15 protein-coding genes are annotated in these 13,693 nt (G+C 71.4%); 10 read left to right on the top strand and 5 right to left on the bottom strand.

Going from position 1 to position 13,693, the window contains the following annotated elements; translation table 11 throughout:
• The 7 genes from HUN59_RS13995 to HUN59_RS13970 form a co-directional block, all read left to right on the top strand.
• Window positions 1-242: PDZ domain-containing protein (locus HUN59_RS13995; RefSeq protein ID WP_174779508.1), on the top strand; the 242-nt coding region annotated here is incomplete at its 5' end.
• A gap of 140 nt (window positions 243-382) precedes the next feature.
• A complete protein-coding gene (locus tag HUN59_RS19470; RefSeq protein ID WP_217483557.1) occupies window positions 383-817 on the top strand; it encodes a hypothetical protein in 435 nt (144 codons plus the stop codon).
• Complete coding sequence (locus tag HUN59_RS13990) at window positions 814-1,662, top strand: IS3 family transposase (RefSeq protein WP_217483556.1); 849 nt, start codon at window positions 814-816, stop codon at window positions 1,660-1,662. Before HUN59_RS19470 ends, HUN59_RS13990 begins: the two co-directional genes overlap by 4 nt.
• Before the next feature lie 60 nt (window positions 1,663-1,722).
• Window positions 1,723-2,763, top strand: a complete 1,041-nt coding sequence (locus HUN59_RS13985) for a glycosyltransferase family 2 protein (RefSeq protein WP_302690928.1) — start codon at window positions 1,723-1,725, stop codon at window positions 2,761-2,763.
• Between the two features lie 9 nt (window positions 2,764-2,772).
• On the top strand, window positions 2,773-3,591 hold the full coding sequence (locus tag HUN59_RS13980) for a CDP-alcohol phosphatidyltransferase family protein (RefSeq protein WP_174778680.1): 819 nt from the start codon (window positions 2,773-2,775) through the stop codon (window positions 3,589-3,591).
• Entirely contained in the window at window positions 3,588-4,496 is a 909-nt protein-coding gene (locus HUN59_RS13975; protein WP_058741502.1) for a glycosyltransferase family 2 protein, read from the top strand. The genes HUN59_RS13980 and HUN59_RS13975 overlap by 4 nt, the downstream gene beginning before the upstream one ends.
• Window positions 4,497-4,523: 27 nt before the next feature.
• On the top strand, window positions 4,524-5,756 hold the full coding sequence (locus HUN59_RS13970) for a CDP-glycerol glycerophosphotransferase family protein (RefSeq protein WP_144802358.1): 1,233 nt from the start codon (window positions 4,524-4,526) through the stop codon (window positions 5,754-5,756).
• A 94-nt stretch (window positions 5,757-5,850) separates the two neighbouring features.
• Here the strand turns inward: HUN59_RS13970 and HUN59_RS13965 are convergent, their stop codons facing one another.
• From HUN59_RS13965 to HUN59_RS13950, 4 genes are all read right to left on the bottom strand, one after another.
• Window positions 5,851-6,153, bottom strand: a complete 303-nt coding sequence (locus tag HUN59_RS13965) for a hypothetical protein (protein WP_144802355.1) — start codon at window positions 6,151-6,153, stop codon at window positions 5,851-5,853.
• A gap of 109 nt (window positions 6,154-6,262) precedes the next feature.
• On the bottom strand, window positions 6,263-7,033 hold the full coding sequence (locus HUN59_RS13960; RefSeq protein ID WP_174778679.1) for an ABC transporter ATP-binding protein: 771 nt from the start codon (window positions 7,031-7,033) through the stop codon (window positions 6,263-6,265).
• Window positions 7,033-7,857 carry an ABC transporter permease gene (locus tag HUN59_RS13955; RefSeq protein ID WP_174778678.1) on the bottom strand — a complete coding sequence of 275 codons (825 nt, stop codon included), beginning with the start codon at window positions 7,855-7,857 and terminating at the stop codon, window positions 7,033-7,035. Before HUN59_RS13955 ends, HUN59_RS13960 begins: the two co-directional genes overlap by 1 nt.
• A 41-nt stretch (window positions 7,858-7,898) precedes the next feature.
• Window positions 7,899-8,594, bottom strand: coding sequence for a phosphocholine cytidylyltransferase family protein (locus HUN59_RS13950; RefSeq protein ID WP_058741506.1), 696 nt, complete (start codon window positions 8,592-8,594; stop codon window positions 7,899-7,901).
• A 314-nt stretch (window positions 8,595-8,908) separates the two neighbouring features.
• Here HUN59_RS13950 and HUN59_RS13945 point away from each other — a divergent pair, with 314 nt between their 5' ends.
• The 3 genes from HUN59_RS13945 to HUN59_RS13935 all read left to right on the top strand — a co-directional run bounded on the left by HUN59_RS13945 (window position 8,909) and on the right by HUN59_RS13935 (window position 12,163).
• On the top strand, window positions 8,909-10,168 hold the full coding sequence (locus tag HUN59_RS13945; RefSeq protein ID WP_254629892.1) for an ABC transporter ATP-binding protein: 1,260 nt from the start codon (window positions 8,909-8,911) through the stop codon (window positions 10,166-10,168).
• A complete protein-coding gene (locus HUN59_RS13940) occupies window positions 10,144-11,715 on the top strand; it encodes an ABC transporter permease (protein ID WP_174778677.1) in 1,572 nt (523 codons plus the stop codon). Before HUN59_RS13945 ends, HUN59_RS13940 begins: the two co-directional genes overlap by 25 nt.
• 187 nt (window positions 11,716-11,902) lie before the next feature.
• The gene (locus HUN59_RS13935; protein ID WP_114848987.1) at window positions 11,903-12,163 is read left to right on the top strand and encodes a DUF3039 domain-containing protein; all 261 of its coding nucleotides are present in this window, start codon (window positions 11,903-11,905) and stop codon (window positions 12,161-12,163) included.
• Window positions 12,164-12,169: 6 nt separating this feature from the next.
• Here HUN59_RS13935 and HUN59_RS13930 read toward each other — a convergent pair whose 3' ends face one another.
• A complete protein-coding gene (locus HUN59_RS13930; RefSeq protein WP_174778676.1) occupies window positions 12,170-13,459 on the bottom strand; it encodes a nicotinate phosphoribosyltransferase in 1,290 nt (429 codons plus the stop codon).
• Window positions 13,460-13,693 lie beyond the last annotated feature (234 nt).

Raw genomic sequence — 13,693 nt, 5'->3', positions numbered from 1 at the left:
ACGCCAGCGCCAAGCAGATGGGCGCCCTCATCAAGTCGGTCTCGTCCGGCGGCGCGGCGGCGAACGCCGGCCTGCAGAAGGGCGACGTGGTCACCAAGATCGGGTCCGCCACGGTCTCCGACGCGACCGACCTGACGGCGCAGGTGCGCTTCTTCGCCGGTGGTGCGAAGACGACGATCACCTACATCCGTGACGGCCATACGCGTGAGACGGACGTGACCCTCGGCACCTACAAGGGCTGACGCAGGTCCAGGACGGACGGGAGGCACGGTGCCAGTGGACTGGTCCCCGGATCTTGGACTGATTAGTCGGTTCGAGATCCGGGACGGTTCAGATGGGTGGCAACAGGTCGTCGTTGACGGGTGCGCAGCAGCGTTCTGCGGTGGGATGGTTCGAGCGGGGGCTGGGCGATTGGGCGGTGGCGCGTCGGCTGGACGTGTCGCGGACGCCGGTGAAACGCTTGCATCGTCGGTGGCTGCTGCATGGTCCGGAGGTGCTTGTGGGCGAATCGAGACGCTCGTACTCGTTCGAAGTCAAACGCGACCTCGTGCGCCGGTTTCTTGCCGGCGAGGACGCTGACATGTTGGCCGCCGAGGGTGGCTTGTCGTCGGTGTTGCTGCTGCGCAAGTGGGCCGGGCAGGTCCGCAAGGATGGCGAGGACGTGCTCCGGCCCCGGACGATGGGACGCCCGGCAGCGAAGCCTGAGAGCGAGTTCACCGAGGTTGAACGGTTGCGGCGAGAGAACGAGTTGCTGCGAGCGGAGAACGCGTACCTGGGAAAATTGCGGGCCTTGCAAGCCCAGCAACGGCGTCGGTGAAAGCCGTCGCGGTCGCTGCTTGCAAGGCTGATCACCGGCTCGATGATCTCCTCGGATTCGCCGGTCTTGCCCGGTCGACGTTCTTCTATCACCAGGCTCGGCAACACCGCGGTGATCGGCATGCCGACAGGGCGGCGATGATCCGGGACGTGTTCGTGGCAGCGAAGGGCCGATACGGGCACCGGCGTATCCACACGCAACTGCGCCGGTCGGGGCCGATCGCGAAGAAAACGGTGCTGGCGTTGATGCGTCGGGAACGGCTGGTCTGCCCGGTGCGGCGCCGGAAGCGGTACTCGTCCTACGGCGGTGACGTTGGCAGGATCGCGGGGAACCTGCTCGAGCGTGACTTCAGCGCCGCCGGCCCGGACCTGAAGTGGGTCACCGACGTCACCGAGTTCCGGATCGGGACGGGCAAGCTCTACCTGTCCGCGGTGCTGGACCTGTTCGATCGGCGGATCATCGCCTACCGGACCGGGACGAGCCCGAACCTGGAGCTGACCAACGGATCACTTCGCGACGCGTTGACAGCAGCACCCGGCGCGACACCGTTGGTGCACTCCGATCAGGGTGTCCATTATCAGCACCGGTCCTGGCCGAGCATCCTGGCTGCTGCCGGTGCGACACAGTCGATGTCGCGCAAGGGTAACTGCCACGACAACGCGATCATCGAGACCTTCTTCGGACACCTCAAAGCCGAGATGTTCCACCCCCGCCGCTTCACCGACACCAGCGAGCTCGGCACCGCGATCACGGACTACATGACCTGGTGGAACACCGACCGCATCCAGGAACGCCTCGAGGGCATGAGCCCGGAGCAATACCGCACCCACGCCCTCACGGCCTAACCTGAATTCACAGTCCAACAAACGGGGACCAGTTCACAGCTGGCACCGTGCCTCCCGTCCGTGACAGACGGACAGCCCCTGCCGGGGGTCTCGTACGTGATGCCGGTGCTGAACGAGGTGACCGAGGTGCGTGCCGCCGTCGGCAGCCTGCTCGAGCAGGACTACGCCGGCCCGTTCGAGGTCATCCTGGCACTCGGTCCGTCGATCGACGGCACGAACGAGCTCGTCGCCGAGATGAGCGCCGCCGACCCCCGGATCCGGGCGATCGAGAACCCGGTCGGTTCGACGCCCGCCGGGCTCAACGTGGCGATCCGGGCGTCCGTGCACCCCGTGGTCATCCGGGTCGACGCGCACTCGGTGCTCCCGACCGACTACACACGCGTCGCCGTCCGCGTGCTGACCGAGTCGGGCGCGGACAACGTCGGTGGGATCATGCACGCCGAGGGGCGGACGCCCTTCGAACGCGCCGTCGCCCACGCCTACGGCAGCCGCGTCGGTCTCGGGGGCACGCCCCACCACGTCGGTGGCAAGGCCGGACCGGCCGAGACCGCGTACCTCGGTGTCTTCCGGCGGGACCGGCTGTTCGAGGTCGGGCTCTTCGACGAGGGCATCAAGCGAGGACAGGACTGGGAGCTCAACCGTCGTCTGCGGCAGACCGGTGGCACCGTGTGGTTCACGCCGGAGCTGGTCGTGACCTACCGCCCTCGCCCGAGCCTGCGCCGACTCGTCCGGCAGTTCGTCGCCACGGGGCTGTGGCGCGGCGAGCTCGCCCGCCGCTTCCCGGCGAACAACGGCGTGCGCTACTTCGTGCCCCCCGCGATGGTCACGGCGGTCGCGCTCGGGCTCGTCGCCGGGGTCGTCGGCGTCGTGGGCGCCCTGCTCGGCAGCCCGCTGGCGTGGGCGATGACCGGGTTCGCCGTCCCCGCCGTGTACCTGCTCTTCGTCGTCGTCGGCTCGGTCGTCGTCGCGCGGCGCTCGGGGCTCGCGACCCTGCTCTGGCTGATCGTGGTGCTGCCGTGCATCCACGTGGGGTGGGGTGTCGGCTTCGTGGTCGGCTTCCTGACCCGGACGTCCGAACTGACCACCCACACGGGACGGTGACCTGGACCCTTGACCGACGACTCCACCGCACGCGGCTCCGCCCGTCCGACGTCCATCGCCGAGCTCCGCGCGGTCGCGCAGCCGGACGAGGTCCGTTCGCGAGCCAACGCCGAGCACTGGACCGCCTCGCTGTACCTGCGTGACGTCTCGCCGTACCTGACCTGGGTCCTGCTGAAGACCCGCGTCAGTGCCAACCAGGTCACCGGGCTGATGATCCTCGTGGGGTGGAGCACCGCCGCGGCGCTGCTCGTCCCGGGGATCTGGGGCGCGCTGCTGGCACTCGTGCTCGGGCAGCTGCAGATGCTCGTCGACTGCTGCGACGGCGAGGTCGCGCGCTGGCGGGGGACCCGGTCGCCCGCCGGGGTGTTCCTCGACAAGGTCGGGCACTACACGACCGAGGGACTGATCCCGATCGCGCTCGGTGTCCGGGCGGCGACCTGGCCGGTGCAGGGGGCTGACTGGATGTGGACCACGATCGGCTGCGCGCTCGGCCTGGTCATCGTGCTGAACAAGGCGCTCAACGACATGGTGCACGTCGCCCGCGCGAACGCCGGACTCGCGAAGCTCGTGGACCGCCGGGACGCGGGCACCGCGCCGTCCGGCCGTCGACTGGCAACGCTCCGCCGGGCCGCCCGGTTCCTGCCGTTCCACCGCCTGTACCACTCCGTCGAACTGACGCTCCTGGCGTTCGTGTTCGCGCTCGTCGCGCTCGTGGTCGGTCACCCGCTCGCCGACCGTGTGCTCGTCGGCGCGCTGCTCCCGCTCGCCGTGCTCGCCACCGCCGGGCACTTCCTGGCGATCATGTCGTCGAAGCGGGTCCGCGCGTGAGCCAGGGCACCGTCCGTCGGCACGCCGCCCCGTATCGTGGACGCCCGCGCATCGCCGTGGTGGTCCTGACGCAGGGCACCCGGCCCGCCGACCTGCGACGCGGGATCGACAGCGTGCTCGCCCAGCGGGACGTCGACCTGGACGTCGTGTGCGTCGGCAACGGCTGGGAGCCGACCGACCTGCCCGAAGGGGTCCGTGCGCTCGCGCTGCCGGAGAACCTCGGGATCCCGGCCGGACGGAACGCGGGGGCCGAGGTCGTCGACGGCGACCACGTGTTCTTCCTGGACGACGACGCCTGGGTGCCGTCGGACACCTTCCTGCGCGACGCCGTCGAGATGCTCGACCGCGACCCGTCGCTCGGCCTGGTCCAGCCGCGGGTCGTCGACCCGACCGGTGCGGCCAACCCGCGGCGCTGGGTGCCGCGCATCCGGAAGGGCGACGCCGCCGACTCGTCCCCGGTGTTCTCGGTGTGGGAGGGCGCGGTCGTCCTGCCGATGGACGTCTACCGGGCCGTCGGGGGATGGGGCGCCGAGTACTTCTACGCGCACGAGGGCATCGAGCTCGCCTGGCGTGTGTGGGATGCCGGACGCCGGGCCTGGTACGCCGGGGACCTCGTCGCGAACCACCCCGCGATCGACCCCGCTCGCCACACGGAGTACTACCGCCTGAACGCCCGGAACCGGGTCTGGCTCGCCCGACGCAACCTGCCGGCACCCCTGCGTCCGCTGTACGTGGGTTCGTGGGCAGCGATCCAGGTCGCGCGGTGGTGGCGACACCCGGCCCGCCTGCGCACCTGGTTCGCCGGCGCCCGAGAAGGCTGGACGTCGGACTGCGGGCCGACCCGCACGATGGGGTGGCTGACCGTCGCCCGCATGACGCTCGCCGGGCGCCCGCCCGTCGTCTGAGTCCGATCCGATCGCCCGAGGAGCACCATGCCGATCATCCGTGACGCCACGACCGCCGTGCGGCTCGTGCAGCGTCTCCTGCGGTCCCGTCGGAGTCGCCAGCAGCTCGCGCGCCGCCTGCGGACGCAGTCGCGACTCGCGCCGGGGTCCGTCGAGATCGCCGTGTACTTCGCGGACGGACCGGTCAACATGTACCAGGTGCGGCAGTGGTACGCCCCGCTCGCCGAGCTCGCGGCCGAGCACCCGGTCGCGATCCTGTCCCGGAGCCCCGGCACGATGCTCGCCCTGCTCGACGAGTCGCCGGTGCCGGTGGTCTACGCCCGCCAGGTCGTCGACCTCGAGCGCTTCGTCGACGAGCAGGCACCGAAGATCGTCCTGTACGTCAACCAGAACGCGCGCAACTTCCAGATGATGCGGTACGGGCGGATGTGGCACGTCTTCGTCAACCACGGCGAGAGCGACAAGATGTACATGACCACGAACCAGTTCAAGGCGTACGATTACGCCCTGATCGCCGGGGACGCCGCTCGGGACCGGCTCGCGGACGCGCTCTGGGACTACGACCTGGACCGCCGGACGATCGCCATCGGACGCCCGCAGGCCGACCACTTCGCAGGCAACGTGCCGTACCCGGAGGACGACCGGACCGTCGTGCTCTACGCCCCCACGTGGGAGGGCGACCGTGCCGCGGCCGCGTACGGGTCGATCGCGAGCCACGGCGTGGAGCTCGCCGAGCGGCTCCTGGCGTCCCCCCGGCACCGGCTCGTCTACCGTCCACACCCGCGGAGCGGCGTGCTGGACGCGGACTACCGCGCCGCCCACGAGCGGATCGTCGCCGCGATCAGCGCCGCCAACGTCGCCGACGCCACCGCGCACCACGTGTACGACGACGGCCCGGAGCTCGGCTGGCAGCTCGCCGCGGCGGACGTCGCGATCACCGACATCAGCGCCATGATCTACGACCGGCTCGCGGTCGGGAAGCCGCTGATCGTCACGCGCCCGGTGGCGAGCGGTGCGGACGTCGACGAGCGCGGGTACCTGTCGGACGCGAACTGGTTGCTCGCAGACCAGGCCGGGGACGTCGTCGCCCGGGTCGACGCCGCCGCGAACGACGCCGAAGAGCTCGCGAAGCTGCGGCACTGGGTCGAGCGGTACTTCGGGGACACCGCGCCGGGCGTCGCGACCCGACGCCTGCACGAGGCCGTCGACCGGCTCGTCGCGCGGTGGCACGAGGTCGCCGCGGAGCACCGGGCCGGCTGAGCGCTCGGCCGCGGGTCTGGGGGAGCGGTCCACCCGGCGGTCGGAGGCGCAGCCGACCGAGTGCTGTCGGGTCACGGCGCGGCGCCCCGGTACGTCAGGCCGCACGGCGGTCCCCGACCAGCGACATGCGCCACAGGTACTCGGAGCGGTCCGGGCGTCGCCAGCGGACGACGACGACACCGGTGTCCTCGGGGTCGGCGCCGAAGACCGCGATGGACAGGGACCGTCCCGGGTCGAGCTGGTTCACCGCGAGCGGCGGGCAGTACCCGTTGCCGAGGTGCGTCAGCGAGATGGCGTGGAGGGGTTCGGATCCGGTGTTCACCAGGTCGTAGCGACGAGGTGCCCGGGAACGATCGACGGTGAACGGGACTGCGTAGGCCGTGGTCGGGTGGTGCATGCCGGTCACGCTAGGGGGAGGGTCCGACGTCGGGGCCGCTCGGGCCGCGGTGGGGCTGGCGCCTGTGCAGGGGGTCGGTCGGGGGACCGGGTGTGGAGGAGGGAGCGGGTCAGACGCCGTAGTCGGCGGCGTACGCGGCGAGGGCCTTCTCGATGGTGTCGTCGAGCTGGAGACGGCCCTTGTCGAGGTACAGCCCGCGGTCGCAGAAGCGGCGCAGGTCCTTGTCGCTGTGCGAGACGAAGAACAGCGTGCGCCCGCCAGCCAGGAGCTCCTCGATGCGCTTGTAGCACTTCTCACGGAAGGCCTTGTCGCCGACGGCCAGGACCTCGTCGACGAGGATCACCGGCTCGTCGAGGCGGGAGATCACGGCGAAGGCGATGCGCACCTTCATGCCGCTCGACAGGTGCTTGTACGGGGTGTCGACGAAGTCCGCGATCTCGGCGAACGCGATGATCTCGTCGAAGGCGTCGCGGATCTCGGCCCGGTTCATCCCGTGCAGCCCGGCCGTCAGGAAGACGTTGTCGCGGACCGTCAGGTCGCCGACGAACCCGCCGGTGATCTCGATGAGCGGTGCGACACCGGCACCCACCCGCACCCGCCCCTCGTCGGGGAGCATGACCTGCGCGACGAGCTTGAGCAGGGTGGACTTGCCCTGGCCGTTCCGACCGACGACACCGATCGCCTCGCCCGGGCGGACGTCGAACGACACGCCCCGGAGCGCCCAGAACTCGTCCGCGCGCTTGCGGCGGGAGCTCCCGGCGAACAGGTCCTTGAAGCTGCGGCTCGCCCGACGGTTCCGCTTGAACCGGATGCCGGCGTCGCGCACGGAGATCACGGGGGCGGTGGTCGCCGCGCGCTCGCGGGGCTCGGTCGAGGTCATCACAGCTCCTTCAGGACGCGGTGCTCGCTGCGGCGGAACACGACCAGGCCGACCGCGAGGACGACGATCGTGACGAGGACGGACACGACCACCTCGAACCAGTTCAGCTGGTTCGGGAAGAACGCCGAGCGGTAGATGCCGAAGATGCCGCTCAGCGGGTTGAGCGCCGCGAGGTCGCGCAGCTTCTCGGGGAGCGCGGTCGTGCCGTAGATGATCGGCGACGCGTAGAAGAAGAACCGCAGCACGAGCTTCACCGCGCGCTCGAGGTCGCGGAAGAACACCACGAGCGGCGCCACGATCAGGCCGATGCCGTAGACCAGGCCGGCCTGCAGCAGGATCGCGAGCGGGTACAGGGCCAGGCCCCAGTGGACGTGCGCCCCCGTGGCGATCGCGAAGACCGCGAGCACCGGCAGGCTCAGCAGGAACTCGATGCCCTTCGACGCGTTGACGCGCGCGACCCAGATGCTCCGGGGGATGGTCGTCGAGCGGATCAGCTTTGCCTCGCTCGTGAACGCCCGGGTGGAGTCCGAGACGGCACCGGTGAACCACATCCACGGGAGCAGCGCCGACAGCAGGAACACGATGTACGGCTCTTCGCCGACCTTGCCGCGGTGGAACACCTGCGTGAAGACGAACCAGTAGATCGCCGACATGACGAGCGGGTCGAGGATCGACCAGAGGTAGCCGAGCGCGGACGTCGAGTAGCGGACCCGCAGGTCGCGGGAGGTCAGCAACCACAGCGCATGCCGGTAACGGCGTACCGCGCCCCGGTTCACCAGAGGTCCGGTGGTCCGGGACGCGGTCTGCGCACTCGCTGTGGTCACGGTGTCCCTTCGGGCGGAACCGCCCAGGGGGTCATGACGGTTCAGGCGAACAGGTCGTTCGCGCGCTCGAGGTCTTCCGCGAAGTCGATCTCGACGGCGTACAGGTCGGAGATGTCGACCGGCGACCAGCGTAGCCCGTCCTCGGCGATGGCAGCCTCGATGCCGCCCTCGAAGTACTCCTGGTCGTCGACGCGCCCGAGCTGACGGATGAGCGCCTGCTTGTCGGCCGACGAGACGTAGTTGATGCCGACCGCTTCGCCGAGACCGCCGACGACCTGCTTCGACAGCTTGTGGATACATCCCTGCGCGTCCACCGTGTACTTGACCTCTTCGTCGGAGACCTTCTCGGTGTTCACGCTGACGAAGGACCGGTCCTGGTCCATCATGTCCGCCGCGCGGACGAGCGCACGCGGGTCGAAGACGACGTCGCCGTTCATCCAGAGGACGCCGCCCTTGCCCGTGGCCTTGAGCGCACGGAGCAGGGACTTCGAGGTGTTCGTGGAGTCGTAGGACTCGTTGTAGACGAAGTTCGCCTCGGGGAAGGCCTCGACGATGTACTCGGACTTGTAGCCGACGACGATCGTCACGCGGGCGCTCGAGCCGAACGCGGCGCGGATGTTGTCGAACTGCTGCTGCATGATGGTGCGGCCGTCGCTGAGTTCGGTCAGCGGCTTCGGCAGGCTGCGCCCGAGGCGGCTGCCCATCCCCGCTGCGAGGATGACGATCTGCGTGGTCATGCTGGTCCCTTCCGGTGTCCGCCCGCGCGCCCCGTGGGGCACGGGCGGGCCTCGTCGAGTCTGCTCGCTCCAGGTCTGCGTTTCCCGTGAACGCGCCGCTCCCGCGCGGATCGGCACGGGGCGGATCAGCAGGGCGGACGGTCTCGGGGCCCGTTCTGAGCAGGTTTCCAAGTGGTGAACACTCCGTCGTGCCCTGGTGAATGATACGGAACGAGTCGGGATCGGGGTACGGCATCGTCCGGTTCGTGCCCGATTCGTGACCCGGGCGGCGAGCGTGTCCCGCCGTGTCCGGAACCCGTTGGTACGGTGGAGCGGTGGCAGCGGCAGATGACGACGACGTGTACGTGACGTCCGACGCTGCGTGGATGACCGAGGTGGACGATGCCGAGGGGGACGCCACCGACGACGACTTGGGGGACGGGGATGCGCGCGACGCCTCCGCTGGTGACGGCATGACCGACGACACGACGACGACGGTCAGCGACCCGGCGGTGACGGAGCCTGCCACGGCGAGCACGATCGCGGCGAGCACGACCGCCGCGGGCCCTTCGCCCGCCAGCCGTCCGGCGCCGCGCAAGGGCAAGGGGCGCGGGCGCGTCACCCGACCGGTCCAGACCGCCGCCGTGCGCGACGACGCAGCAGCGGTCCGCGACGCGACGACCGCGTCCGCGCAGCCCGAGGCATCCGAGCAGTCCTCGGCGGCCCCGACGGCGGCGGACGACGCCGGCACGACCGCGGCGCAGAAGAAGAAGCGCGTGCCGAAGCGCCAGCCCGCCGCCCGCGAGACCCCGGCCGCGACGAAGACCCCGCAGCAGCCCGTGGTGCTCCGTGCGAGCGGCCTCGTCAAGCGGTACGGCCAGACCCTCGCGGCGGACGAGGTCGACCTCGAGATCCGCCAGGGCTCGATCTTCGGCGTCGTCGGCCCGAACGGCGCCGGCAAGACCACCACGCTCTCGATGATCACCGGCCTGCTGCGCCCCGACGCGGGCACCGTCTCGGTGCTCGACCACGACGTGTGGTCCGACCCGACGTCCGCCAAGCGCGACCTCGGGGTCCTGCCCGACCGGCTCCGGTTGTTCGACCGGCTGACCGGCGCGCAGCTCCTGCACTACTCCGCGACGCTCCGCGGGCTCGACGGTGCGACTGCCCGGCAGCGCAGCGCCGACCTCGCCCAGGCGTTCGGCCTCGGTGAGGCGCTCGGGCGCCAGGTCGCGGACTACTCCGTCGGCATGGCGAAGAAGATCGCCCTCGCCGCGACGCTCATCCACTCGCCCCGCGTCCTGGTCCTCGACGAGCCGTTCGAGTCCGTCGACCCGGTCAGTGCCGCGACGATCACCGAGATCCTGCGTCGCTACACGCGCGGCGGCGGCACCGTGGTGCTCTCCAGCCACTCGATGGAGCTCGTCCAGCGCACGTGCGACTCGGTCGCGATCATCGTCGGCGGCAAGGTCCTCGCCGCCGGCACGATGGCCCAGGTCCGCGGTCGTCGGAGCCTCGAGGACAAGTTCGTCGAACTCGCGGGCGGCCGCGTCGTGGCAGAGAGCATGGAATGGTTGCACAGCTTCTCCGACTGAGGGTCGACCTGCTCGCGGGCGGTGTCCGCGGGGGAGCCCGGCAGTCGGTCCTCGTCGTGCTCGGCAGCCTGCTCGGCCTCGTCGCCGCGGTGTTCGTCGCCGGTGAGCTCCTCGGACTCCGGTCCGCGCCCGTCGAGGTCGCGCGCTCCGTCGCGGTGCCGGTCGGGGCGTTCCTCGCGGTCGCCTTCACGGTCGTGCCGCTCGTCGTCGGCGGGACGGACCAGTTCGACCCCCGACGCTTCACCGTCTTCGGCCTCGACCGTCGCCAGCTCGCGGTCGGCCTCGGTGTCGCCGGGCTCGTCGGCGTGCCCGTGCTCTCGGTGGCGATCGTCGCGGTCGGGCAGGTCGGGGCGTGGTCGCGCTCCGGCGGGCTCGGCGTCCTGGCGGTCCTCGCCGCGCTCCTCGGGACGCTCACCTGCGCCCTGCTCGCCCGTGTCGGCTCCGCCGTGGGTGCCGCCCTGATCGGCCCACACCGCTCGCGTGACGCCGGGTGGCTCGCCGCACTGGTGGTCGTCGTGCTCGGCCTGCCGGTCGTGTCGCTGCTCGTCCGCGGCCCCTGGACCGACGCCACGAGCACCGAGGCCTCCCGCGTGGCCGACGTCGCGGGGTGGACCCCGTGGGGTGCCGCGTGGGCGGTGCCCGCCGACGTGGCGAGCGGCCGGGTGGGCGAGGGTGTGCTCAAGCTCCTCGTCGCACTCGTCACCCTCGGGCTCCTCGGGCTCGCCTGGTGGGCCCTCGTCGGGCGTGCGCTCGAGACCGTCGACGGCCGCGCCACGGCTCGTCGCTACCGCGGCCTCGGCTGGTTCGCGCGCCTCGGGTCCACCCCGGTCGGCGCCGTCGCGGCCCGTGCCCTGACCTACTGGGCGCGGGACCCCCGCTACCGCATGTCGTACCTGGTGATCGTGTTCGTGCCGATCGTGGTGATCCCGCTCGGGGTCGCCGGGGTGCCGTGGCACTGGACCGCCCTCGTGCCGCTGCCGCTGATGGCGCTCATCGCCGGGTTCCTGCCGCACAACGACGTCTCGTACGACAACACCGCCGTCTGGCTGCACGTCGCCTCGGGAGCGCCCGGGTGGAGCGACCGCCTCGGTCGGCTCGTCCCGCTGCTCGTCGTCGGGCTCCCCGCCGTCCTGCTCGGCGCGGCGGTGTCCGCGCGGCTGTTCGGCGACTGGACGGCCTTCCCGCTCCTGGTCGGCGTCGCCGGTGGGGCGCTGCTCGCGGGCCTCGGCCTGTCGAGCGTCGTGTCGGTCCTGCTGCCCTACCCGACGGTCCGTCCGGGCGACCACCCGTTCCAGCAGCCCCAGGCCGCCGGCACCACGGCCGCGGTCGCGCAGACGACCATGGTGGTCGGGATCCTCGTCGCGGCGATCCCCGCGGTCTGGCTCGCGGTGCTCGCGCTGACCGACGGGCCCGAGCCCTGGGCGGTGCTCACGCTGCTGGTCGGCCTGGGCGTCGGTGCGGTCGTCCTCGTCGCGGGGGTGGCCCTCGGCGGTCGACTCTTCGACCGGCACGGACCGGACCTGCTCGCCGCCGCCCAGCGGAACTGACCCGAGCGACTCGACCCGCGCACGCCGTCCGGATCAGCCCGATCCGCGCTCCCGACCCGGCGCAACCCGACCCGAGCGCCGACCGGCCCGGCCGACGCGACCGCATGCCGGACGGGAGGCGCGTGCCGGCCCCGCCACGATCCTCCCGTCCGATGCGTCGGCAGCCGCACCGTCGTACCCTGGAGCCATGAGCATGACGGAACCCGGCGGCGGCCTCGACGTGATGGACCGCGAGCTCGAGAAGCTCCTCGAGGAAGAGGCGATCGAGCCCGGCGACCACGAGCGGTTCTCGCACTACGTCAAGAAGGACAAGATCCTGCAGTCCGCCCTGACGGGGAAGCCCGTCAAGGCGCTCTGCGGCAAGAAGTGGATCCCCGGTCGCGACCCGGAGAAGTTCCCGGTGTGCCCCGACTGCAAGGCCATCTACGAGAAGATGCGGGCCGAGTAGCGCCGCTCAGATCACGAGCGTCGGGATGGCCGGGTCGCCCCGACCGATCCGTGACGCGTCGACCGGCAGCTCTGCCTTCGCACGCTTGTGGTGCGCGCGGGCGGCCTCGACACCGGCGACCCCGGTGAAGGCCGGGTCGACCTCGCCGTGGTCGACCACGGGCACCAGGAGCGGCCGCTCGTCCGGGCCGATCTGTCCGGTCGTCAGCACCACCTCGGCCGTTGCGACCCCGTTCCGAAGCCGTCGACCGGCTTCCTTGCGGCCACCGGTCGAGGCCTTGTCGGCGGACTTCTTGGCCACCGGCACCCAGTCGCCACCGCCGGTGGACTCGTGCGCGACGAGCTTGAACACCATGCCGGCGGCGGGGTGCCCGGAACCGGACACGACGCTCGTCCCGACGCCGTAGGAGTCGACCGGGGCGGCCCGGAGCGCGGCGATCGTGTACTCGTCGAGGTCGTTCGTGACCGTGATCTTCGTCGCCGGGGCGCCGAGCCGGTCGAGCTGTGCCCGGACCGACGCGACGACGGACGGCAGGTCGCCGCTGTCGATGCGCACCGCGCCGAGTCGGCCGTCGGTCAGGCGGACGGCGGTCTCGACCGCGGCCTCGATGTCGTAGGTGTCGACGAGCAGGGTCGTGGCGTCGCCGAGGGCGTCGAGCTGTGAGCGGAACGCGGCCTCCTCCGAGTCGTGCAGGAGCGTGAACGCGTGCGCGGCGGTGCCCATCGTCGGGATGCCCCAGGTGCGCCCCGCCTCGAGGTTGCTCGTCGCACCGAACCCGGCGATGTACGCGGCCCGGGCGGCGGCGACCGCGTTCCACTCGCCTGTCCGGCGGGAGCCCATCTCCGCCAGCGGCCGGCCGTCCGCCGCGGAGACCATGCGGGCGGCGGCGCTCGCGATCGCGGAGTCGGCGTTGTGGATGCTCAGCGCGAGGGTCTCGAGCACGACGGACTCGGCGAACGTGCCCTCGATCTGCAGGATCGGCGAGTTCGGGAAGAAGACCTCGCCCTCGCGGTAGGCGCGGATGCTGCCCGTGAAGCGGTAGTCGGCGAGCCAGGCCGCGGTGCCCTCGTCGATGACCCGGCGGTCGCGGAGGAACCCGATCTCGGCGTCCCCGAACCGGAAGTCCGTCAGCGCCGTGAGGAACCGTCCCAGCCCCGCGGCGACGCCGTACCGGCGGCCGTCGGGCAGCCGGCGGGTGAAGACCTCGAAGACGCACCGTCGGTCGGCGGTGCCGTCCTTGAGGGCGGCGTCCACCATGGTGAGTTCGTACTGGTCCGTGAGGAGCGCGCTGGTCACCTCCCCGACACTACCCAGCAGCGGCCTGGAGGCGCGGGGTGCCTCCGGCAGGTCGGCCGCGGTGGGTGTGGGGGGCCGACTGGGCGTGCGGGGAGCGCCAGCTCGATGTTCGCCGTCACGGACAGGTCGGGAACCAGCCCGAAGTCCTGGAACAGGTACCCGAGCAGGTCCCGCCGGATGTGGCGTGCGCGCCTGGCATTCCCCCGGGCGGTGCGACCGTCGACGATGATGCGG

The organism is Curtobacterium sp. Csp2, assembly GCF_013347165.1.
The sequence above is the reverse complement of the archived record's forward strand: the minus strand, read 5'-3'. Positions and strand labels throughout refer to the sequence as shown.

Coding starts and splice junctions, on each gene's coding strand:
- HUN59_RS13970 (WP_144802358.1), top strand. CDS start 4,524: ATGCCGATCATCCGTGACGCCACGACCGCCGTGCGGCTCGTGCAGCGT.
- HUN59_RS13965 (WP_144802355.1), bottom strand. CDS start 6,153: ATGCACCACCCGACCACGGCCTACGCAGTCCCGTTCACCGTCGATCGT.
- HUN59_RS13960 (WP_174778679.1), bottom strand. CDS start 7,033: ATGACCTCGACCGAGCCCCGCGAGCGCGCGGCGACCACCGCCCCCGTG.
- HUN59_RS13950 (WP_058741506.1), bottom strand. CDS start 8,594: ATGACCACGCAGATCGTCATCCTCGCAGCGGGGATGGGCAGCCGCCTC.
- HUN59_RS13940 (WP_174778677.1), top strand. CDS start 10,144: ATGGTTGCACAGCTTCTCCGACTGAGGGTCGACCTGCTCGCGGGCGGT.
- HUN59_RS13935 (WP_114848987.1), top strand. CDS start 11,903: ATGAGCATGACGGAACCCGGCGGCGGCCTCGACGTGATGGACCGCGAG.